Here is a 20,332-nt window from a genome sequence, read left to right on the forward strand (position 1 = left end):
GAATCACCGTCTCGCTTCTCACTCGTGGGCACATCCTTCTCGAAGGCGTCCCCGGCGTGGCGAAGACGACGATTGCGAACGCGTTCGCACACGCGACCGGCTTCGATTTCACCCGCGTGCAGATGACGCCAGACTTGCTGCCTGCCGACATCACCGGCACCCACGTCTACCGGGAGGGGACCGGCGAGTTCCAACTCCAGCGCGGGCCGATATTCACGAACCTGCTCGTCGCCGACGAGATCAACCGCGCCACGCCGAAAACACAGAGTGCGCTGCTCGAAGGCATGCAGGAGCGGACCGTCACCATCGAAGGCGACACCCTGTCGCTGCCGTCGCCGTTCATGGTCATCGCCACGCAGAACCCCATCGAGATGGACGGGACGTACGAACTGCCCGAAGCGCAACGCGACCGATTCCAGTGCAAACTCACCGTGGACCTCCCGTCGGACGAAAACGAGTTGCGACTCATCGACCGGTTCGACGAGACGCCGAATCTCGATCCCACCGACCTCTCTCAGGTCGTCACCGTCGATGACATCCTCGACGCGCGCGAGCAGGTGCGAACCGTGCACGTCGCCGAGTCGGTCAAATCCTACATCCAGTCGTTCGTGAGCGCGTCCCGGACGCACTCGGACCTCGCGCACGGCGGGTCGCCCCGTGCGACGCTCGCATTGCTCCACACCGCGAAGGCCCGCGCCGCGATTCACGGCCGCGACTACGTGATTCCCGACGACGTGAAGGCGCTGGCGGTCCCCGTGATGCGCCACCGCCTCGTCTTGAGCACCGAGGCGGAGTTGAGCGACCGCTCGTCCGTGGAAGTCGTCGAGGACCTCCTGGACACCGTGACGCCGCCGAACGGCGTGACGGACGAGGTTCCCGTCGAGGGGAACGCCGACGACTGACTCGATGACCGACACCGACTATCTCCTCGTCGAGCGACCGACAACGGTACTGCTCCCCGAACTACTTAGTTCTCCGACATGGTTGTTCGAGCATACTCGTGTCGCTCACGAAATCCCCGTCGAGAACGACCGTTCATAGCTTCATCGCAACGGTGGTGACCATCTCGGTATCGTTTTGGTTCATGACCCCAACCCGCGGTGTTTCCAGAATCGTGACCGTCGCTCTCGCCGCCATCACCGGGTCGCTCTCGTTTCTGTTCGTCACGTGGCTTCGAAGCCGGTAGCGGCTCGAACGACCCGCGTCGCCCGCCTTTTATGTCGGATCCGCTCGAATCCGCCCGTCCTCCAATCGAACCACGGTGTCGAACCGCGGCGTCAACTGCATGTCGTGGCTGATGACGACGAGCGCCGTGTCCGCCGTCTCCTGCAGTCGAAACAGCAGGTCGAGCACCTGCTCGGTCGTGTCGGGGTCGAGTTGGCCGGTCGGTTCGTCCGCGAGCACGATGGCCGGGCGGTTCGCCAGCGCGCGGGCGATGGCGACGCGTTGCTTCTCGCCGCCCGAGAGCGTCGCCGGATACTGGTCCGTGCGGTCGGCGATTTCGAGTCGCTCGAACAGCGTTTCGAGCCATTCTTCGTCCCGCTCGCCCGTGTGGTCCTGCGGGAGGGCGGCGTTCTCCCACGCGGTCAAATCCCCGATGAGTTGGAAGTCCTGAAAGATGAAGCCGAGCGTCTCCCGGCGCAGTTTCGCGCGTTTTCGTTCGGAGAGCGAAGCGGTGTCCTCGCCTCGAATCGTGACCGTCCCGTCCGTCGGCGTGTCGAGCAACCCGAGCACGTTGAACAGCGTCGTTTTACCTGCGCCGCTCGGTCCCTGCACGAGGAGCTGTGCATCCGTCGGTATGGAGAGCGAGGCGTCCTCGATGACGTCGCGTCCCCCTCGAACGACCCGGACGGCGTTCGCTTCCAGTACGGTTTCGGTCATGTGGTCCCTTGAATCTAGAAGGGGTTCCGTCTAGTCTTTTCCGGTTCGGTGGGGTTGCCTCCCCACCGACGGCCGCCTCGGGGACCTCTCCTGATGGTCAACGGACGAGTCCGCTTCGCGGTCTGCGTTCGACCTCCAATCTCGGTCGTCACCCGTCCCATTCGTCGTTCCACGCTGAACCGCAGTCGGCGTGGCGAGGAGGTAGGGAAGCGCCGCGATGAGGACGCTCAGCCCCATCAATACGAGCGCGCTCCCCACCGCGAGGGCGAGTATCGGGAGCGGGATGGCGGTCGAGAGCCGGATGCCGAAGACGGTGAACAATCCGGTGACGGCGAGGAGCCGCACCGTCAGCAGTGCGGCCACGAGCGCGGCGGCGATGGCCGGAATCGAAAGGCGGCAGGCGTCGGCGAGGAGGATGCGAACCAGTCTCCCCCGCGTCGCGCCGGTCGCGCGATACACCCCGACGGCGCGCCGTCGCGCGTGGACGGCTTGGGCGAACGTCGCCGTCGTTCCGCCGACCGCAGTCAGTCCGGCGAGGATGACCATCACCAACAACAGGAGGTTGAAGTTGCCGAACACACCGCGGACGGCTTGCCCGAGTCCGCTTCCGCTGGCGTACTCCGTGTTCTGTGCGAGCGTGGAGAACGTCCGGTCGTCGCCGTGGACGGTGAACGAGTCCGCCGCAATCGTCCGTCCGCCGGACACCAGCCGAACCGAATACTCCCCCGGCGTCAGTCGGTCGTTCGAGTCACTCGACCCGGAATCACCGGCAGCGCCGCCGAGTTCCGACGTCGTGACCGCGGATTCGTACGGACCGAGGGAGACGGTTTTCTCCTTCGTTCCCGTCGGTGTGACGAGCGAGAGCGTCCGCGTTATCGGTTTGCTCCACGGGTTGAACACGACGAGTTTCGTCGTCGGACGGGAGACGGCGCTCACCTCGTCCGGCGAAACGCGAACGGCTCCGATCGGTTCGCGCGTCGCCCCCGACGCGACGTGTAAGCTCGACGTGTTCGTTCGGTTCCCCTTGCGGACGGTCAGGTCGTAGTTACCCTCCTCTCCCGGCAGGCGAACGACCGCGATTCCGTCCTCGTTCGTCCGCGCGGTTTGCTCTCCCACGCGAACCGTCGCACCGGAGACGTTTTCGCCGTTTACCGTCCGAACAGGGACTGCCATCGTCTCGTTTGGCGGTGCCTGTGACGGTAACGTGGGCACGGACAGCGGCGGCTCGCTGTACACACCGACCGACTGCGTGTACCCTCCGACGCGGAGCGTCCGATTCCCGAGCGGCGATGCCGATACGTTCATCCTCACGGTCCGTCGTTCGCCGCCCCCGAGCGTGACCGTGCGCGAGTTCGAGGCGGACCCCAACGTCGCCGTCAGCCGCCGTGTCTTTTCCGTCGAACGAGTGTTCCGCACCGATATCCGCACCGGTAGTTTCGTTCCTCGAACGGCGGTATTCGGTGCCGAAACGCTGCTAACGACGATATCCGGCGTATTCGATTGCGACCGCGACAGGCGCGCGTCGCCCCCAGCCGTTCGAATGAAGTGGACGGTGCCGGGGTCGGTCGATAGGTCGTGTGCGGTCGCGAGCGGAACCACGAGTTGGTCGTCCCCGATTCCCTCGGCCGCGTACACGCCAGTAATCGTGACCTGCGTGAACGCGGGGGAGGACGCGCCGCCGAGCGTGAGGTTGTCGCCGATGCCGACGTTCAGCGTCCGCGCGAGGTCGCGGCCGATAACTGCGTCGTACTTGTCCCGCGGTGCGCGTCCGTCTATGAGCGTCGCGTTCGACACCCCCGCGAACGAACTCCAGTTTGCCCCTCTGGCGAGATACGGCTGTCCGTCCCGAAGTTGGACGACGATGATTTCCGGGCTGGCCGTCACGCCCTGCTGGCGGAGCAAGTCGGCGTATCCGGCGTCGATTCGGCTCGCCATGGGGTACGGCGCGCCGGGTTCGGTCACCGTCCCACCCGACGTCGTGGCGAGAGGAGCGAGGACGCCGACCAACGACCCGACGAGGAGCACGATGAGGACGAAGATGGTCAGTATCGTCGCCGCCGGGACGACCGCCCGCCACTGGAGCACGGTCGTATCCACGACCGACGGCACCCGCCCGGCGACCTTCGACCATCGCGTTTCGCTCGTCGCCCCCCCGCGCTGGCTGTATAACTGCTGGAGATGGGACGGGGGGGTCTTCGTCGCCGGTCGGACGGCGAGTACGCCCGCGGCGACACCGGCGAACAGCAGGCAGGCGAACCCTGGCAGGAGGACCCGGAGCACGGCCGGTGTAACCGACGGCGACAGCGAAATCCGAAGCCCGACGGCCACCGCGGCGTTGACGACGCCCCTCGTGACGATGATGCCGAGCGCGTAGCCGAGGGCGATGCCGACTCCGGTGAGCAGGCCGGCGCGAACCCCGAAGATGGCGAGCAGACTCCTCGGCGTCCCGCCGGTGGCGCGGATGACCTCGATGGCGTCCAACCGGTCGCGGACGCTCATCCGGGTGACGTTGTACACGACGACGAGAACGAGGACGCCGCCGCCGACGGTCGCCAGTCCCAACAGGTCCACCACGCCCCCCATTCCCGCGATGAAATACTGGTACAGGCCGGGCGTGACGACGCCCGCGATTCCGCCTCCCGCCCCGCCGCCACTCTTCGGCGTCGTATCCACGACGTACGCGCCGGTCGCGCCGAGCGATCGGACCGTGGCGGGGTCGCCGACGTACCACGACGACGGGAAGACGGACTTGTCCGCCGACGCCGGTGCGACGGAGACTGTTTTCGTCTGTCCGTTACCGACCAACCGCTGTCGAGTTCGGTTCTCGACCGGCCCGACGAGTGTCGCGTTCGACGGCGCGTGTGGGAACCGGGCTTCCCGCCACGAGACGGAAATGTCCTGAAGAACGGTCGGCGCGCCGTCCGGGACGCCGACGACGTACCCGCTCGTCCCGTTTTGCTCCACCGCCGCGACCGGAAGCACGATGTCGTCACCCCCGGCGGCGGCGGTCGCCTCGTCCACCGTGTCGTAGTGGGTGACGGCCATCGAATCGCTGAATCCTGACGAAATCGACGACGTTTGCGTGTTCGCCGCGACCAACAACACCGTCGTTCCCACGAGGAACGCCACCGCTACCGCGATGATGACGATGGTCAATCGGTCACGACGTGACCACTGCGTACACAACCCCCGCTGATACCCCATTCGAGTCGTCTTTCTTGTCCGGCAGGGAGCATCAAGAGTATAAGTCGCCTACGCAGCAGAAAAGGGTCCGTAGGGGGTCCTTATACGAAATCAAGGAGAATTCCCGCGCCTTGAGGCGTCACCAGAACGCAGAGGGTTCTTTAATACACAACTTCTCATTCGCCGGGCTGTCCCGCCACGCCGTCCGCCAGCGTGTTTAGGGATATTGGTGCACTATGCTCAACGGAGAACGATGACGGACACACTTTCCGACACGAACGTAGCGATTTTCATCGCACAGGCTGGAACCGAGGAGGTCGAATTCACCGAACCCAAGGCGGCCGTCGAGGACGCCGACGCGACCGTGGATGTCGTCGGTGCCGAAACCGGCGAGGTTCGGACCGTCAACAACGACCTCGACGACGGCGACACCTACGAGGTCGAACGGACGTTTTCGGAGGTTTCCGCCGACGACTACGACGCCCTGTTGATTCCGGGCGGTGCCGTCGGGGCGGACCGACTCCGTGCGGACAGCGACGCGGTACAGTTGATTCGGAACGTTTTCGACGCGGGCAAGCCCATCGGCGTCATCTGCCACGGTCCGTGGACGCTGGTCGAGGCCGGTGTCGTCGAGGGCCGGACGCTGACCTCCTACCCGAGTTTACAGACGGACATTCGAAACGCGGGTGGGGAATGGGTGGACGAGGAAGTCGTCGTGGACGAGGGACTGGTCACCAGTCGCAACCCCGACGACTTGCCCGCCTTCTGTGACAAAGTGGTCGAGGAGTTCGAGGAAGGGCGACACGAGCGAAACTGAACGCTGACCTGCTTCTTACGCACGGCGATTTCGACCCGTCCCGTCCGGTTCGATGCCCCCGTTTTAGCTGAATCAAGGCGCTAAGCCCCCTTCCTCAGCGAGCGACCAACGGGAGCGAGCAGGGAGGGGATACAGCGCCGCACAGTTCTCAAACACATTCGACGCTCGGCCCACAGGCCAACGCCTCACCAAAGCATCATACGTGTGGCGTGCATTCTGTGCATTACGGTGAAACGGAAGACAATCACCATCCGCGAAGACCAAGACGAGTGGATTGAGGACCAACACCTCAACCTCTCGTCGTTCGTCCGCGAGCAGTTGGACGAACTCATCGAGGAACGCGAGTAGAATGTACTACGCCTACAAGTACCGTTTCAAGCCGTCCGACGCCCACCGCGAGGAGTTGGACCGCCACCGAGATATTTGTAGGCAACTCTACAACCACACGCTCTACCGCCTCAACGAGTACCAAGACGAACACGGCGAACTGCCGTCCATGACACCACGCTACGGTCGGAACTCCCCGACCTCAAGACGTGGTGGGACGGCCTCTCAGAGGTGTACTCGAAGGTTCTCCAAACCGTCGTGGAACGTCTGTTCGACAACCTCAAAGGACTCTCCAAACTCAAGGAGAACGGCTACGGCGTCGGTCAACTCAAGTGGAAGCCGCCACGCGAGTTCCGAAGTTTCACGTACAGCCAGTCTGGCTTCAAGCTCGACAAGAAGGGCGGTCAGACTGTCCTGTCACTCTCGAAACTCGCGGACATACCGATACGGCTCCACCGTGCCATCCCCGATAACGCGAAACTCAAACAGGTCACGGTCAAGAAAGAGCCGACGGGCGAGTGGTTCGCCACATTCGGTGTCGAAATGGACGGCAAACCACCCGAAACGCCTAACAATCCCGAGAAGTGCGTCGGTATCGACGTAGGAATTCTCAAGTATGCCCACGACACTGACGGTACGGCGGTCGGGTCGCTCGACCTCTCCGACGAGCGCGAACGCTTGGAACGCGAGCAACGGAAGCTCTCGCGCAAGCAACACGGATCGAACAACTACGAGAAGCAACGGCGTCGAGTCGCGGAGTGTCACGCCGACCTCCGACGGAAGCGCCGCGACTTCTTGCACAAACTCTCAAACTACTACGCTCGGGAGTACGACCTCGTAGCGGTCGAAGACCTGAACGTGAAGGGGATGATGGAATCGCCGTCGAACAGCCGCAACACGGCGTCGGCGGCGTGGCGAACATTCCTCTCGTTGCTCGAATACAAGTGCGAGCGGGAGGGGACGCACTTCGTGGCGGTCAACCCGAGAGGGACGACCAAGGAGTGCGCGGCGTGCGGCGTCTCGACGGACAAGCCGCTGTGGGTCCGTGAACACTCCTGTCCCGCCTGCGGGTTTGAGGCGGACAGGGACGCGAACGCGGCGCGGAATATTCTTTCTCGCGGCCTCGAAGATATAGGAGTGGGATACTCCGAATCAACGCCTGTGAAGACTGCGCTCCCTGTGGATACACCTGTGTCTGCAAAGCGCGTCGTGGAAACAGGAAGCCCTACTCTCAAGGAGCGAACGGCGTCAGCCGTGAGCGAATAGGGTAGTTCACAGTCCCTGCGTGTGTAGCCTCGATTTTCATTGTGGTGGGTCTACACGACCTAGTCGGAGATTCACTATGACGACAGACTCGACCGAAAAGCTGCTCGTAGAGGGGCTGCAAGAACTGTACTATACCGAACAGCAACTCGTCGACGCGCTGGAGACGTTGGCCGACCAGACCGACGAAGAAAGCGCGAAGAACGCGTTCTCCGAGTATCGCGACGAGACGCAGGAGCACGTCGAGCGCCTCGAAGAGGTGTTCGAACAAATCGACGAGGAACCTCAGGACCGGAATGACCGCGTCGTGGACGCGCTCATCGAGGAGCACGAGGAATTCGCCTCGGAGAACGACGGCGAGGTACTCGACCGCTACAACATTGCCGCCGGGCAGAAGACCGAACACTACGAAATCGCTGCCTACGGTAACGTCACGTCGCTGGCCCAGAAACTCGGCTACGACGAGGCGTCGGACATGCTGGCGGAGACGCTCCGCGAAGAGCAGTCTGCCCTCGACGAACTCTCGCAGGCGGGCGAACAGTTCGACCAGCAGGCGACCGCCGATGACTAAGCATGCCACCGTTTCTCGTTTTTTGCCGCTCGTTGGAAACGTTCGCTAGAAACGGAGCTATCGGTCTCGCTGATTCGCAGTGAGAGGTGTCCACGAATGACGCTTGTTCAAATGCTTGGCGACGTGGAATTGGGTGAACGAATTCGGGTGACGGTCGATGGCGACTCGACCATCGAGGGAGAAGCGACGCTCGTAGACTACGACCCGGAGGAACGACTGCGGGTCGAAATCGAAGGGGAGGAGGATTCACGCGTTCGACGCGACGTTCGCGCCGACCGGGAGAACGGAGACTGGACGGCCCCGAAGGTACGACGATACGCTCCTGACCAGGACGATTGGGCGGTGCGTGGGGCAGTCACCGACGTTCGAATCGAGGAACGATGACCGCCCTGCCCAAGTCCGTCTTAAATCACCTGCGAGTTGAGCCCCGTTGTCTAAGCCTGTCGCACCTGTCCATCGAACATCCATGAGTCATCAACGAGACGCGTTCGACGGCGTGACCAGGCGAGCACTTCTCGCTGCCGGTATTTTCGGATTCGGATTCAGCGGCCTGATAGACGTACTGGTGCTCCACCTCGTGTTGCAGTGGCACCACCTCGTCTCCGGCCTGTATCAGCAAACCACGATGGCCGGACTGCGAACGAACATGCTCGCCGACGGGCTGTTCTCCATCACCATGGTCGTCATCACGGGAATCGGCGGCGGCCTCCTCTGGCGGGCCGAACGACGCGCGGCGAGTCCGTTACCCGTTCGCCCGATAGCCGGTTCCGCCGTTGTCGGCCTCGGCGCGTTCGACCTCTACGACGCCGTGGTCGACCACGTGGTTCTGGGACTCCACCAACCCCTCTCGCGGGGCGGTCGTTACAATCCTCACTGGATAGTCGTCAGCCTCCTCATCATCGGGGCCGGTCTCTACGTCTACCGAACGGGGTCGAGCGAGGGACGGGAAACTCCCTCCGAAAACGTCTGAGCGGCGATTACGATGACGCTCTCCCCTTTCATCCCGCTCCACGTGGGTTCTCCCCCGACGCCGGTCCCTCACTGGGTCGTGCTGATAGCTGCGGTTCTCGTCTTGTGGGTCGTCATCGCCGGAGGGGTGGTGGTGATAGACCGATTGTTCGACCGACTCCCGTGGACGACATGAAAATCCGAACGATTCGGTCGTCTACTCCTCGACCGAAACGGAGACGCCGAGCGGACCGTAGGCGTTGTTTCCGTACCCCTTCTCGTTCCACGGGTATTTTCCGTCCGTAATCCCGCGAAGACCCTCGTCGGGGTCCGAGACGGTCGCCGGTTGCGTGCGTCCCTCTTCGTCGGTCGCCCGAGAGAGCAGCGCGTGCTCTCCCGCCGTCGCGTCCCACACGTACCGGAACTTTCGGAGAGCGTGGCGTCCGAGGTCCGGTCCGACGAACTCGGCGTCGTTCCATGTCTCGCCGCCGTCGACCGATACCTCGACGCGCTCGACCGCATCGTCACCGGACCACGCGACGCCCGTGATTTCGACCCGCCCGTCGGCCGACGGCGTGGCGTCGTCCGTCGGCGACGTGATGAGCGACTTGACGAGTTGGTCGAAGCAGTAGGCGTTTCGAATCTCGTCGGTCTCCCGCATCTGTTCGTACGTGCTGAACGTCTCCACCGACTCGTAGCGCTCCGGTTCGTTGTCCTGGGCCGGAACGATTCGATACGAGGACTGCTGATACTCCGTGTAGTCGCGCCCACCCTTCGACTCCCACTCGTCTCCCGACACCATCGTTTCCATGACGTGCATCCGGTCGACCCATTTGACGCTGTTGTTCCCGAACCACCCCGGGACGAGGAGGCGAAGCGGATAGCCGTGCTCCGGCGTCATCGGTTCGCCGTTCATCTCGTATGCAAGCAGGCAGTCGTCCAGCACCTTTCCCATCGGAATCGACCGACAGAACACGTCCTCGTCCTTTTTCGCTTCTCCGCCCATCACGGACAGCCATAGTCCGTCGTCGGTGGCGGCGTCGTGCGCTTCGAGGACAGAGCAAACCGGCGTCCCGGTCCACACCGCGCTCCCGACCGCGCCGACATTCCATTGGTCACCCTCCGCGTTGGGGTCGAAGTACGCCCGTCCGTTCCCTGAACACTCCATCATGTGCACGACCGATTCGGTCGGGTAGTCGTGTTTTATCTCCGCCACCGAGAGTTCAACCTCCTCGCCGACCATGCCGGTTAGCGAAACCGCCCATTTCTCGGCGTCGATTTTCGGCGTCCGGTGGTGAGTTCGAATGTAATGCTCCTCGCGCGGCGTCAGGTAGTTTTCGAGATGTTCTCGGGACGCGGTCTGTGCGTTCTCCGGCGTTTCCGTCAGCACCTCTAGCCCCGGATAGCGCTCGTCCAACGACGCGTCCGGTCGGTCCGACGGGTCGCGTTCGCGGTGGTCTTCCGGTTGCATTTGGGTTCGTCTTTCGACGAGGGGCCACTCCTTCGCTGTGCCTGCTGGTGAAAGGTACTTTGTGGTGCCCGATGGGGCTCTCGAAATTCGGCGGGCGCTCACGCGCCACGCGGACTCGAATCCCCCGGATTCGCGAGCGAACGATACGTGTTCGAGGAGTTCCTCGCGTTCGCCGTTCCCGACTCCGTGAACTCGACGGTAACGTGGACTTTCCGGTTCGCGTCTCGCTCTATTTGCCGCTCCAACCGGGTGGGAAGGTCGCTGTACGCCGTGTTGGAACTGCGACTGACGAGCACCGTCACGTTCGCGGGCGTCGACCGCCACCCCATTCCGCCGTACGCCGTTTGCACCCCTGATAGGGAGAGGTTCGAGTACGCGGGTCGGTCGAGCGTCGTTTCCACGTTCCGGTTCGTCGTCCGACTGAACGCGACGTTCGTCCCGGTCAGGAACCCCGTCCCGACTGTCGCAAGCAGGAGGATGGCGAGTGTCCCGTAAACCGCCGTTCGTCGCCCGGACGGAATCGACTCGCGGAACGACCCATCCTCCCCCGCCCATCTCGGCGCGTACCCCATCCCGAGGAGCGTGACCAGCGCGCCGATGTTGATGGCGAGGATGTTGACGAGGAGGAGGAGAAACGCGCCGACGGCGAGCAGCGGCGTCGCCCACGCGATTGCGAGTCCCGTCGCCGCCGCCGCCGGGATTATCGCGGCCGCTATCATGACGCCGATGATGGTGGTGGACTGTTCCGTCGTGTAGCCGAACGCGCCCACGATACCGGCGATGATGGCACCGAGCGTGGACAGGGCGGTCGGCGCGAGTCGGACGCCGATGAGTTCGACGTGCAGTATCGACAACCCCGGCGGGACGACCCCCGTCCACCGAACGACCCATCCGAACAGCGCCGCGGCGAGTATCGCGACGCCGAGGCCGAGCCCTTGTTCTCCCACGCTATCGACGAACAACTCCCAGTCGCCCAAGAGAACGCCGGCCGGTGCCGCGAGGGCGGAACTCACCTGCGGCGCGATGATCATCGACCCGATGATGAGCGCCGGTTGGTCCAGCAGCAACCCCGCGGCGGCCGCGATGACTGAGAGGAGCGTTCCGAGGTAGTAGAGTTGATACGGCCACTGCATCTCCCGGATTTTCGCGTGCAGTTCGGCCTTCGCGAGTTTCTGAACGGACCCGCTGTATCGTTCCCGGAGATCGGTGAAGTTCGGCGTTTCGACCAACTCCGCCTTCGTCGAGACGGTATCGACCTCCGCGTCGAGTCCCGAGTCTCGAAACTCGTCGAGAATCGGTTCGACCATGGCGGTCGGAAGCGGAAAGAAAAAGAGCGCGCTCCCCTCGTCCTCGCTCACGACCGTGTAATCGACATCGTATTCGTCGAGAATCGACGCGACGGCCTCCCGTTCGTCGTCAGGCGTGTGGACGTGGAACTCTCGCATTGGTTGGTACAATCGCTTGACTTTGCTGTATCTTCCGGCCGGTTTGTCCCGCGGACTCACGCCCGGGGTTCACTGCCGTCCCAAAATTCACGTTCCCTCGGGGTTCGCATCCTGCACCTCGACGATTTTGGCCTGCGAAACGAACGTTTCACCGCCGCCCGTGCGGACCTGAATCGTCCGACCCGGCAGGTCGGGGTCGTCGTCCTCGGCGGGTTCGTCCGGCACGGAAATCGCAACCACGTCATCAAGGGCGACGGTTCGTCGTTGAATCGGGTCTCCCTCGTACTCGACGGTTTCCCACGTTTCGATGTCGAACTCGTTCATATTCTTGCCGAAGTACTCCTCCGCGTCCTTGTCGACCGAATCCTCGGTTTGAGACTCCCCTGCCGTCCGATTGGCGTCCGCAACCTGCTCGTGTTGATACTGGTGGATGTGCGCGAACATCGTCGGGGCTACATCGCCGATGTCCGAAAAAGATTCGGCGGGAACGCGGGTTCGACGCGCGCTATTCGGCGTCCGCCTCCGGGTCACCGCTGCCCTCGTCCGTTTTTCCCTCTTGCGGTACGTCCCCCACCGAACTCGGGTTCGTGCCAACCGATTCTCCCATCGAGACGGTTGGGGTGAGCGGGTCCCCGTGAAGGAGTTCCGGGAGGACGATGCGAACCGCCTCCAGCATCAGGATGAACAGTATCGGGAGCAGGAAGAAGCCGTACCAGCCGAAGAGGATGGGGCCGAGCAGGTAGGCGAACATCATCATCACCATGTCGAGTTGGCGGCCGGTGATGTACGGTTGGAGGAACGTCTGGGGCAGCGTATCGAGCAGGAGGAAGTAGACGACGAGCACGCCCCCGACGAACACGAGGTAGTCTCCACCCGCGTTCACCGCCTGTATCCCGAGATAGCCGACGACCGGCAGGTAGACGAGTTTCCCGACGACGATGGGAATCAGGCTCGCCACGCCGGTGAGGAACGCGAGCACGAACACCATCGGAACGTGAAGGTCGCCCGGCGCGACGGCGTTCGTCCCCCAGTAGGCGGCCGCCGCGATGAGTGACATCACGACGATGAACAGCAGGTTGCCGAAGAAGACGGATTCGAGGTCCTCGTCCACGGCGACGGCGTAGGCGTACGCCGTCGTGTCCCTTCCCCCGAACAACTGCGTGAGTCCCGAGGAGAGCTGATCGTCGTTTTTCAGGAAGAAATACGCGAGCGTCACCGAGAGCGCGATGAGCATTATCCCCCCGATGACGGCCGATGTGACCCGTAGCCCCGAATGAAGCACCGTCTGCACCGTCTTTTGCGGGTTGGAGACGAACTGCTGTGGCTGCTGCATGGCGGCGAGGACCCGCTCCTGTTGTGCTTTCGGAAGTGCGCCGAGATAGTCCGTGACGAGCGTCGAATTTGCGGTACCGCCGAACGCTTGCTGTGCCTGCTGAAACAGCTGAAATCCTGCGTAGAACGTGAGCAGAACGATGGGGAGAAACACCACGAGGAGTGTCAACGCCGCTATCACCCCGTCCGAATCGGTGATGACGCGCAGCCGCCGATAGATGGGACGGGTCGCGTAGTAGCCGAAGACCCCGAGCACCACCATCCCCACGAACGAGTAGGCGACGAACCCCGCGACGAGCGCGAGTAGGAGGACGAAGACCCACCAGCCGAGTCGGTTTCGGGGGGGAAGCGTGTCGAAGCGAATGTCTACCATCGTCTCGTCTAAATCACTCCTCCCTGCAAACCGTTGTGGCCGTCTCGGTTCGGACCGGAAACTCTACGACGGCTCGCCTGAATCCTGTCGCCCGTTATGAAGTGGTTTCATATTCGGCTATAAGAGTAACAAGCATCCAACGGCTAAGCTAGCGAAAATGACTGACGAGTCTGACGGCGAGGGCCTCGGTTTGACCGGCGCGGTGTCGATGGCCCTCGGCGGGATGATCGGTGGCGGTATCTATGCGGTTCTCGGCGTTGTGGTGAAAGTGTCCGGTCCGTTAGCGTGGCTTTCGTTCGTCTTGGCGGGAATCGTGGCGATGTGTGCTGGCTATTCTTACATTAAACTAAATCAACTGAGCGACCCCGAAGGTGCATCGCCGACCTATCTGGAGTGGTTTGCAGACAGTTCCACGCTAGCGGGGATGGCGGGCTGGACCCTCTTGTTCGGCTACGTCGGCTCGATAGCCATGTACGCCTACGCGTTCGGCAGCTACGCCGTCGACATCGCAGGTATCGAGCACGTCCTCGGGCTTCCGTTACGCGCGGTGCTGTCCCTCTCCATCATCGGTGTCTTCGTCGCCCTCAACCTCGTCGGCGTCGAGGAGTCGGGCTGGGTCGAAGTCGCGCTCGTCGTCGTCAAGATTGCCGTCCTCGTCGGGTTCGTCGTGGTCGGTTTCTGGTTCGGGTCGTCCAACGGCGGCATCCACACCGGCCTCGATTCGTTGACCTTCGCACCCATCATGGCCGCCGCGATGTCGTTCGTGGCGTTTCAGGGCTGGCAGCTGCTCATGTACTCGCAAGGGACCATCAAGGACCACAGCGACACCAATCCGACCGCAATCTACCTCTCGATTCCGACCGCCGTCTTCATCTACATCGGCGTCGCCATCGTCACCACCAGCATCGTCGGCGTCGCGCTGGTGTCCGAACACCCCGAAGTCGCGCTGGCGACCGCCGCCTCACAGTTCGGCGGCTACTGGGGCGAACTCGTCATCTCCCTTTCGGCGCTGTTCTCCACCGCCAGCGCCATCAACGCGACGCTGTTCACGAGCGCGCAGTTCTCCGACCGTCTCATCGAGAACGGGCTCCTGCCCAAGAAACTCGACGCCAGTTCGCCCGACGAGTTCCACGCGGACGAGGACTTGCCGAAGCGAATCATCCTCGTTCTCGGCGTGCTGACCGCGGCGTTCACCGTCGTCGGGAGTCTGGAGGGCATCACGTCGTTTGCGTCGCTGACGTTCATCGTCGTCTTCGGCGGGATGAGTTACCTCGCATTGACCCAGCGCGACCACGAAGATGTGTCGGCGATTCCGCCCGCAATCGGGTTGGTCGGCACGATTCTCTTTCTCCCCATGATGCTCTGGCACCTCTTTTCGGCCCAACGCGGCGTCTTCTACACCGTCGCGGCGCTCGCTATCGTCTCCCTCATCGTCGAACTGACCTACTTCGAGACGGACCTGTTCGGTTCCTCCGCGGACGGTCGGTCGTCGGTCCGTGGGGACTGATTCGAAAAATAATCGTTCGTCGGGTCGCTGTGCTCGTTCGCCGATTCGAGTCTCTTAGTTCCCGCTTTCGTCGGGTTCGTCCGAATCCGGTCCGATATCGTCCTCGTTCTCCGAGGGTCCGGCCGCTTCCGACGGCTCGGCCGCCGACGGCGATTCGTTGGTTTCGTCGGTGAGAGACCCGGTGGACGCACTTGCGTCCGAGGGGGCCGCCGCGGACTCCTCGCTGTGTTGCTCCTCCGGGCTGATGCCGTGTTCGTCCTGCATGTGCTCATAGAGCTGTTCCTCTCGGTCGAACTCTTCGTCACAGTGCTCACACGAATACGTCTCCTCGTTGGATTCCGTTGCCATATCCTTCGTTTCTCCCGCGAGACGTGAAAGGATTGTACTGGCACACGCAACCTCACCCTATTCCCTCCCATTCACAGGTTCATGTAGATGATGATAGGTATATGAAAAGAATCCGGCAAAGCTCTAACTCGTCAGTCGGTATTCACATTCCAATCGGCGGTGATGATTTAATACAACCGCACATCTCTCTCTATAGCATGGGATACATTGTCAAGATGCCCAAGTTGGGACTGGAGATGGACACCGGAACACTCAATCTCTGGACTCTTTCCGAAGGAGACGCGGTGGAGGAAGGTGCCGTCATCGCCGAAATCGAATCAGAGAAGACGACGGCCGAAATCGACGCCCGGGAGGATGGCGTTCTCAGGCGTACCTTCGTCGAGGAGGGCGACGTAACCAAACCGGGGGCACCGCTTGGTATTGTCGCTGCGCCCGATGCGGATATCGATGAGCTAGTCGCAGAAGTGGAGGGAGAATCTACGGAAATGGCGTCTGAGACGTCCGCCGAGGCCGGGGGCTCGAGTACCGCACAGGAGAGCGACCAACAGTCCACCGCCGAGCGTTCGTCGGCATCGGTAAGCGACGTGAAGGCAACACCGCGAGCGAAACGACGGGCCGAGGAACTCGACGTGGACCTCACGACTCTCGAGGGTACCGGCCCGCAGGGTGCCATCGCCGAAAGTGATGTCGAGGCAGCGGCCGAGGCCGAGTCGGCCGAACCAACGGAGGATATCAAGGCTACCCCACGAGCGAAACGGCGGGCAGAGGAACTGGACGTAGAACTTCACACTGTTGAGGGAACCGGTCCACAGGGGGCCGTGACCGAAGCCGATGTGGAGGATGCGGCGGAAGCGATGGAAGACGAAGCAACTGAGGCCGAAGCGGCGGCCGGAGAAGCCACCGCGACATCTACCGCCACCGAACCCAGTGTCCCCACGGAACGGGTGTTTGCCACGCCGAGTGCCCGACGGCTGGCACGCGAGTTGGGTGTCGATGTCGAAACCATCGGGGCGGAGACTGATGGCCGTCTCACGGAAACCGACGTTCGAATGGCTGTCGAGGGAACGGCAACCGACGAAACTGAGACAGTACCCGGAACGCGGGCTGAAGAACGGCCGCTGACGGGGATGCGCCGTACTATCGCGGAGCGTCTCGGACAGAGCGACCGCGAAGCGGTGCACGTCACCGAACACCGGTCGGCCGATGCGGAAGAACTCCTCGCCGCCGCGACAGCAGCAGATGAGGCACTCGCCCCCGACGTGTCCGTAACGGACATTCTATTGACGGCACTGTCGGCGTCGCTGGACGCCCATCCGGAGTTCAACGCCACCTTTGAGGATGACGTTCACCAATTACACGAAGCACACAACATCTGCGTCGCCGTCGATATCGACGCTGGACTCATCGCACCCGTCATCCGCGATGTAGATTCGCTTTCACTCGCTGACCTCGCGGCGAAACGCAGGGAAGTAACTGATCGAGCGCTCTCCGGCGAGTATACGATGGATGACCTCACAGGCGGAACGATAACCGTCTCGAACCTCGGCGTCCTCGGCGTGGAGCGGTTCGACCCGGTCATCAATCCGCCTCAGATCGCCATTCTCGGCGTCAATACCATCAAACGCGAAGTGGTGCCGACCGAAGACGACGAGGTCGAAGTCCGCAAGCGTATTTCCTTCTCGCTTTCATTCGACCACCGAATCGTCGACGGTGCGGATGCCGCGCGGTTCCTCGGGACGCTTGTGGGCCACGTCGAAAATCCGTGGCCGCTCGTGATTGCCGCGGGCGAAAAATAGAACGGAAACCGCGCTACTCCACTCGGAAGAAGCCCTCGTCCGCGGCACGTTCTAACACCGCGTCGATGTCGACGAGCCGTGGACCATCGCTGACGGGCCGTAATCGGACCGACGCATCGCGAACTTCGAGGTCGCGCTCGCCATCGGCGCTGATAACGCCGCTCGAGACGTCGAATTCGAACGGCTCGCCCTCGTCGAGCACGCGATACTTTTCGACAGGGACTCGCGAGAGGACACCCGGAACGGTGACCGCATGCACATCCTGTGCCGGTTCGCTCGCCGTTCCTAACCGGAACCCGATGCCACCGGGGTCGTCGGGACGATGTACCGTGAGTCCACCGGCGATGCCGGAGAGACCGATTTCTTTCGGTGACGCTCGTGAAACAACGCCGCCAATGACGTCTTCCGGGTCGAGAATCGCCCGGGTTCCGACGAACTGCTGGTCCAGAATCCCAAGTGTTGCGAGTCCTCGAATGTGGCGCTCTCCGGTCCCATCATCGACGACGGCTTCGACGGTTCCGTGTCGAATTGTCGTCTCGTCGGCCGAGATGGCACCCGTTGCGATGAGTCCAGTGGCGGTTCCGGCGATGGTTCCATCAACTGCCGTGGGGACCACGTTGTTCGTTCCGGTCGAGATACTCACAACAGGAACGTCACCGATACTGTGAGCAACATCCCGGTTGGTGCCGTCGCCGCCGAGGACGACCACGACATCGGCCTCGTCCGAGAACCATTTTGCCGCGTTTCGGGCGTCCTCACCTGACGCCGTGACCGTCATGTCGAGCAGGTCGACTACGAGTTCGTCCGGTGCGCCGTCAACGATTCGGTCAGCGAGGCCGGCGCTATCCGGCATGACGAGGGCCTCAATGTTGTTTGTCATCGTCAGTCCTTCGAGTACGCAGGTCGCCGTCCGGCGCTTGGCGTAGTTGCTACTGACACTTGCACCGCCCGTGAGTCGCCGGATGTCGCGGCCGGCAACCGGGTTGACGATGAGTCCGACTGTTGGGGACACTTATACGACGCGGTCGATAGCCGCCTTCACGTCGTCGGCGTCTGGCAGGACTTCCTCTTCTAATGCCGGACTGAACGGGATGTGAACGTCCGCGACTCCGACGCGTTGAATCGGCGCGTCGAGGCTAAAGAACGCGTTTTCCATAACCCGTGTCGCCACCTCCGCGTGGGTGCCGTACGAGAGCGGGCTCTCGTCGGCGATGACGAGGCGACCCGTCTTGTTCACGCTCTCAACGAGCGTATCGGTGTCGAGCGGGTAGAGTGACCGGAGGTCGATGACCTCGACGCTCGTCTCGCCCGCGAGTTCGTCCGCGAGATCGAGCGATTCGCCGACCAATCGCTGTGTCGCAACGACCGTCACGTCGTCACCCTCGCGTTCGACCTTTGCCGTCCCGAGCGGGATGGTGAAATCCTCGTCCAGAGGGACCTCGCCGGTCTGTTCATACATCGCCTTGTTCTCGAAGACGAACACCGGGTCGTCGGAACGGATGGCCGACTTCAGTAGCCCCTTCGCGGCCCGCGGCGTTCCGGGTGCCACGGCGATGATGCCCGGGAAGTGGGCGAACCACGTGTGCAGCGTGCCAGAATGCTGACTGGCCGCACCCATGCCGCCGCCCTCGGTCGTTCGAACCGTCACCGGCATCTCGGTCTTGCCGCCGAACATGTACCGGTTTTTGGCCATCTGGTTGATTATCTGCTCCGAACAGACGCCGAGGAAGTCTGCGAACATGATTTCGACGACGGGACGTGTTCCCGTCGCTGCGGCACCGACGGCCGCGCCCATGAACCCGGCTTCGCTGATCGGTGTATCACGAACGCGGTCCTCGCCGAAATCATCAACGAGACCGCTCGTCACTTCGAAGACGCCGCCGAACTCGCCGACGTCCTCGCCGATGAGGAACACGTCCTCGTCTTGGTTCAGCTCCTCCCGCATCGCGAGTCGAATCGCCTCTCGAACCGTCATCTCCTCCGTGTCTGACGGTCCCGAGGACGGCACGCTTTCGGTACTCATTGGTTCTCACCTCCGTCGGTCCGCATTCTCTGTGCAAAGTCGTTTATCTCGGGTACGTTGGCGTTGAACATGTCGTCGTAGGCCTCGTTCGGGTCGGGGTAGTCTGCTTCCTTGGCTTTCTTTGCCGCTTCCTCCACCTGCTCGCTGATTTCGGATTCCATCTCCTCGAATTCCGATTCGGTGATGGTTCCGGCATCGATGAGTCGCTCTTTGAACTTCTCTATCGCGTCGTTGTCCTTCCAAATCGCAATGTCGTCGTCCGTCCGGTACGGTTGCTGGTCGCCCTCGAAGTGACCACGGTAGCGGTAGGTATCCGCTTCGATGAACGTCGGCCCGTCGCGCTCTATGGCACGCTTTCGGCCTCCTGTACCGCTTCGTAGACGGCGGTGACGTCCATTCCGTCGACCGTAAAGCCGGGAATGTTGTACGCCTCCGCGGTCTCGCTCAGGTTCTGGAGGTTGTGTTGCTTTTCGACCGGGGTCCCCTCGCCGAACTGGTTGTTCTCGACGAGGAATACCGCCGGGAGGTTCCACGTCGCTGCGAGGTTGATGGCTTCGTGGATCTGTCCTTGTGCGACAGCACCGTCGCCGAAGAACGCCAGCGCGACTGTGTCCTCCCCTTTAACTTCCGATGTGAGGGCTGCACCCGTCGCGAGTGGCGGTCCGGCACCGACGATGCCATTCGCACCCAACATCCCCGCATCGACGTCCGCGATGTGCATCGAGCCACCCTTACCGTTACAGTAGCCGTTTGCCTTGCCGTACAGCTCTGCCATCATCTCCTCTAAATCGAGTCCCTTTGCGATGCAATGGCCATGTCCTCGGTGCGTACTCGTGATGTAGTCGTCTTCCTCCAGTGCCGAACACGCACCCACACCGACTGCTTCCTCGCCGATATAGAGATGTACGAATCCCGGGAGTTCTCCGTCTCCGAACAGTTCCCCCGCTTTTGTGTCGAACGCCCGAATCGTTAGCATCCGACGTAACGCTTCTTTCTGCCCCTCTTCCGTTTCGATGTCAATTGATACCATTGTCCATGCTATGCTTG

At 62.5% G+C, this 20,332-nt stretch carries 18 protein-coding genes and 2 pseudogenes; 10 read left to right on the top strand and 10 right to left on the bottom strand.

Going from position 1 to position 20,332, the window contains the following annotated elements; genetic code table 11:
* Together BG842_RS23175 and BG842_RS32625 are read left to right on the top strand one after the other, a co-directional pair.
* Positions 1–902 (top strand): MoxR family ATPase (locus BG842_RS23175; RefSeq protein ID WP_069452649.1); only part of this gene is annotated, 902 nt, incomplete at its 5' end.
* Between the two features lie 4 nt (positions 903–906).
* Positions 907–1,041 carry a hypothetical protein gene (locus tag BG842_RS32625; RefSeq protein ID WP_256388567.1) on the top strand — a complete coding sequence of 45 codons (135 nt, stop codon included), beginning with the start codon at positions 907–909 and terminating at the stop codon, positions 1,039–1,041.
* Positions 1,042–1,215: 174 nt separating this feature from the next.
* On the opposite strand, the gene BG842_RS23185 is transcribed toward BG842_RS32625, so the two are convergent.
* Both BG842_RS23185 and BG842_RS23190 read right to left on the bottom strand, forming a co-directional pair.
* Entirely contained in the window at positions 1,216–1,881 is a 666-nt protein-coding gene (locus BG842_RS23185) for an ABC transporter ATP-binding protein (protein ID WP_069452651.1), read from the bottom strand.
* A 30-nt stretch (positions 1,882–1,911) separates the two neighbouring features.
* Complete coding sequence (locus BG842_RS23190; RefSeq protein WP_254663416.1) at positions 1,912–5,085, bottom strand: ABC transporter permease; 3,174 nt, start codon at positions 5,083–5,085, stop codon at positions 1,912–1,914.
* A 232-nt stretch (positions 5,086–5,317) separates the two neighbouring features.
* On the opposite strand from BG842_RS23190, the gene BG842_RS23195 reads away from it, so the two are divergent.
* The 6 genes and pseudogenes from BG842_RS23195 to BG842_RS30335 all read left to right on the top strand — a co-directional run bounded on the left by BG842_RS23195 (position 5,318) and on the right by BG842_RS30335 (position 9,186).
* Positions 5,318–5,881, top strand: coding sequence for a type 1 glutamine amidotransferase domain-containing protein (locus BG842_RS23195; RefSeq protein WP_069452653.1), 564 nt, complete (start codon positions 5,318–5,320; stop codon positions 5,879–5,881).
* 349 nt (positions 5,882–6,230) lie between these two features.
* Positions 6,231–7,474, top strand: a pseudogene (locus BG842_RS23200) (RNA-guided endonuclease InsQ/TnpB family protein).
* A 76-nt stretch (positions 7,475–7,550) separates the two neighbouring features.
* Positions 7,551–8,042 carry a ferritin-like domain-containing protein gene (locus BG842_RS23205; RefSeq protein WP_069452654.1) on the top strand — a complete coding sequence of 164 codons (492 nt, stop codon included), beginning with the start codon at positions 7,551–7,553 and terminating at the stop codon, positions 8,040–8,042.
* Positions 8,043–8,138: 96 nt separating this feature from the next.
* Positions 8,139–8,426, top strand: coding sequence for a hypothetical protein (locus BG842_RS23210; protein WP_069452655.1), 288 nt, complete (start codon positions 8,139–8,141; stop codon positions 8,424–8,426).
* Between the two features lie 82 nt (positions 8,427–8,508).
* On the top strand, positions 8,509–9,012 hold the full coding sequence (locus BG842_RS23215; protein ID WP_069452656.1) for a DUF2243 domain-containing protein: 504 nt from the start codon (positions 8,509–8,511) through the stop codon (positions 9,010–9,012).
* A gap of 12 nt (positions 9,013–9,024) precedes the next feature.
* Positions 9,025–9,186 carry a hypothetical protein gene (locus BG842_RS30335; RefSeq protein WP_175424265.1) on the top strand — a complete coding sequence of 54 codons (162 nt, stop codon included), beginning with the start codon at positions 9,025–9,027 and terminating at the stop codon, positions 9,184–9,186.
* A 21-nt stretch (positions 9,187–9,207) separates the two neighbouring features.
* Here BG842_RS30335 and BG842_RS23220 read toward each other — a convergent pair whose 3' ends face one another.
* The 4 genes from BG842_RS23220 to BG842_RS23235 form a co-directional block, all read right to left on the bottom strand.
* Positions 9,208–10,461 (bottom strand): sulfite oxidase, encoded by a 1,254-nt coding sequence (locus BG842_RS23220; RefSeq protein WP_069452657.1) that lies wholly within the window; start codon positions 10,459–10,461, stop codon positions 9,208–9,210.
* A gap of 98 nt (positions 10,462–10,559) precedes the next feature.
* Complete coding sequence (locus BG842_RS23225) at positions 10,560–11,906, bottom strand: TIGR00341 family protein (RefSeq protein ID WP_069452658.1); 1,347 nt, start codon at positions 11,904–11,906, stop codon at positions 10,560–10,562.
* Between the two features lie 87 nt (positions 11,907–11,993).
* Positions 11,994–12,350 carry a hypothetical protein gene (locus tag BG842_RS23230; protein WP_069452659.1) on the bottom strand — a complete coding sequence of 119 codons (357 nt, stop codon included), beginning with the start codon at positions 12,348–12,350 and terminating at the stop codon, positions 11,994–11,996.
* Positions 12,351–12,411: 61 nt separating this feature from the next.
* A complete protein-coding gene (locus BG842_RS23235; protein ID WP_069452660.1) occupies positions 12,412–13,611 on the bottom strand; it encodes an AI-2E family transporter in 1,200 nt (399 codons plus the stop codon).
* Positions 13,612–13,768: 157 nt separating this feature from the next.
* Between BG842_RS23235 and BG842_RS23240 the strand changes: the two genes are divergently transcribed.
* Positions 13,769–15,118: an APC family permease gene (locus BG842_RS23240; protein ID WP_069452661.1), complete on the top strand. Its 1,350-nt coding sequence runs from the start codon at positions 13,769–13,771 to the stop codon at positions 15,116–15,118.
* A gap of 54 nt (positions 15,119–15,172) precedes the next feature.
* On the opposite strand, the gene BG842_RS23245 is transcribed toward BG842_RS23240, so the two are convergent.
* On the bottom strand, positions 15,173–15,466 hold the full coding sequence (locus tag BG842_RS23245; protein WP_069452662.1) for a C2H2-type zinc finger protein: 294 nt from the start codon (positions 15,464–15,466) through the stop codon (positions 15,173–15,175).
* Between the two features lie 197 nt (positions 15,467–15,663).
* Here BG842_RS23245 and BG842_RS23250 point away from each other — a divergent pair, with 197 nt between their 5' ends.
* Complete coding sequence (locus tag BG842_RS23250; protein ID WP_069452663.1) at positions 15,664–17,262, top strand: 2-oxo acid dehydrogenase subunit E2; 1,599 nt, start codon at positions 15,664–15,666, stop codon at positions 17,260–17,262.
* 13 nt (positions 17,263–17,275) lie between these two features.
* Here BG842_RS23250 and BG842_RS23255 read toward each other — a convergent pair whose 3' ends face one another.
* The 3 genes and pseudogenes from BG842_RS23255 to BG842_RS23265 all read right to left on the bottom strand — a co-directional run bounded on the left by BG842_RS23255 (position 17,276) and on the right by BG842_RS23265 (position 20,315).
* The gene (locus BG842_RS23255; RefSeq protein WP_069452664.1) at positions 17,276–18,274 is read right to left on the bottom strand and encodes an NAD(+)/NADH kinase; all 999 of its coding nucleotides are present in this window, start codon (positions 18,272–18,274) and stop codon (positions 17,276–17,278) included.
* The gene (locus tag BG842_RS23260) at positions 18,275–19,285 is read right to left on the bottom strand and encodes an alpha-ketoacid dehydrogenase subunit beta (RefSeq protein ID WP_069452665.1); all 1,011 of its coding nucleotides are present in this window, start codon (positions 19,283–19,285) and stop codon (positions 18,275–18,277) included.
* Positions 19,282–20,315: pseudogene (locus BG842_RS23265) on the bottom strand (thiamine pyrophosphate-dependent dehydrogenase E1 component subunit alpha). The gene BG842_RS23260 and the pseudogene BG842_RS23265 overlap by 4 nt, the downstream one beginning before the upstream one ends.
* Between the last annotated feature and the right edge of the window lie 17 nt (positions 20,316–20,332).

The sequence above is a fragment of the Haladaptatus sp. W1 genome (assembly GCF_001723155.1).
In the GTDB taxonomy this organism is placed as follows: domain Archaea; phylum Halobacteriota; class Halobacteria; order Halobacteriales; family Haladaptataceae; genus Haladaptatus; species Haladaptatus paucihalophilus.

Bases quoted from the DNA above. Each gene is read 5' to 3' on its own strand.
- BG842_RS23240 (WP_069452661.1), top strand. From the start codon at position 13,769: ATGACTGACGAGTCTGACGGCGAGGGCCTCGGTTTGACCGGCGCGGTG.
- BG842_RS23225 (WP_069452658.1), bottom strand. From the start codon at position 11,906: ATGCGAGAGTTCCACGTCCACACGCCTGACGACGAACGGGAGGCCGTC.
- BG842_RS23220 (WP_069452657.1), bottom strand. From the start codon at position 10,461: ATGCAACCGGAAGACCACCGCGAACGCGACCCGTCGGACCGACCGGAC.
- BG842_RS30335 (WP_175424265.1), top strand. From the start codon at position 9,025: ATGACGCTCTCCCCTTTCATCCCGCTCCACGTGGGTTCTCCCCCGACG.
- BG842_RS23190 (WP_254663416.1), bottom strand. From the start codon at position 5,085: ATGGGGTATCAGCGGGGGTTGTGTACGCAGTGGTCACGTCGTGACCGA.
- BG842_RS32625 (WP_256388567.1), top strand. From the start codon at position 907: ATGACCGACACCGACTATCTCCTCGTCGAGCGACCGACAACGGTACTG.
- BG842_RS23250 (WP_069452663.1), top strand. From the start codon at position 15,664: ATGGGATACATTGTCAAGATGCCCAAGTTGGGACTGGAGATGGACACC.
- BG842_RS23235 (WP_069452660.1), bottom strand. From the start codon at position 13,611: ATGGTAGACATTCGCTTCGACACGCTTCCCCCCCGAAACCGACTCGGC.
- BG842_RS23205 (WP_069452654.1), top strand. From the start codon at position 7,551: ATGACGACAGACTCGACCGAAAAGCTGCTCGTAGAGGGGCTGCAAGAA.
- BG842_RS23195 (WP_069452653.1), top strand. From the start codon at position 5,318: ATGACGGACACACTTTCCGACACGAACGTAGCGATTTTCATCGCACAG.
- BG842_RS23260 (WP_069452665.1), bottom strand. From the start codon at position 19,285: ATGAGTACCGAAAGCGTGCCGTCCTCGGGACCGTCAGACACGGAGGAG.
- BG842_RS23210 (WP_069452655.1), top strand. From the start codon at position 8,139: ATGACGCTTGTTCAAATGCTTGGCGACGTGGAATTGGGTGAACGAATT.
- BG842_RS23245 (WP_069452662.1), bottom strand. From the start codon at position 15,466: ATGGCAACGGAATCCAACGAGGAGACGTATTCGTGTGAGCACTGTGAC.
- BG842_RS23215 (WP_069452656.1), top strand. From the start codon at position 8,509: ATGAGTCATCAACGAGACGCGTTCGACGGCGTGACCAGGCGAGCACTT.
- BG842_RS23230 (WP_069452659.1), bottom strand. From the start codon at position 12,350: ATGTTCGCGCACATCCACCAGTATCAACACGAGCAGGTTGCGGACGCC.
- BG842_RS23185 (WP_069452651.1), bottom strand. From the start codon at position 1,881: ATGACCGAAACCGTACTGGAAGCGAACGCCGTCCGGGTCGTTCGAGGG.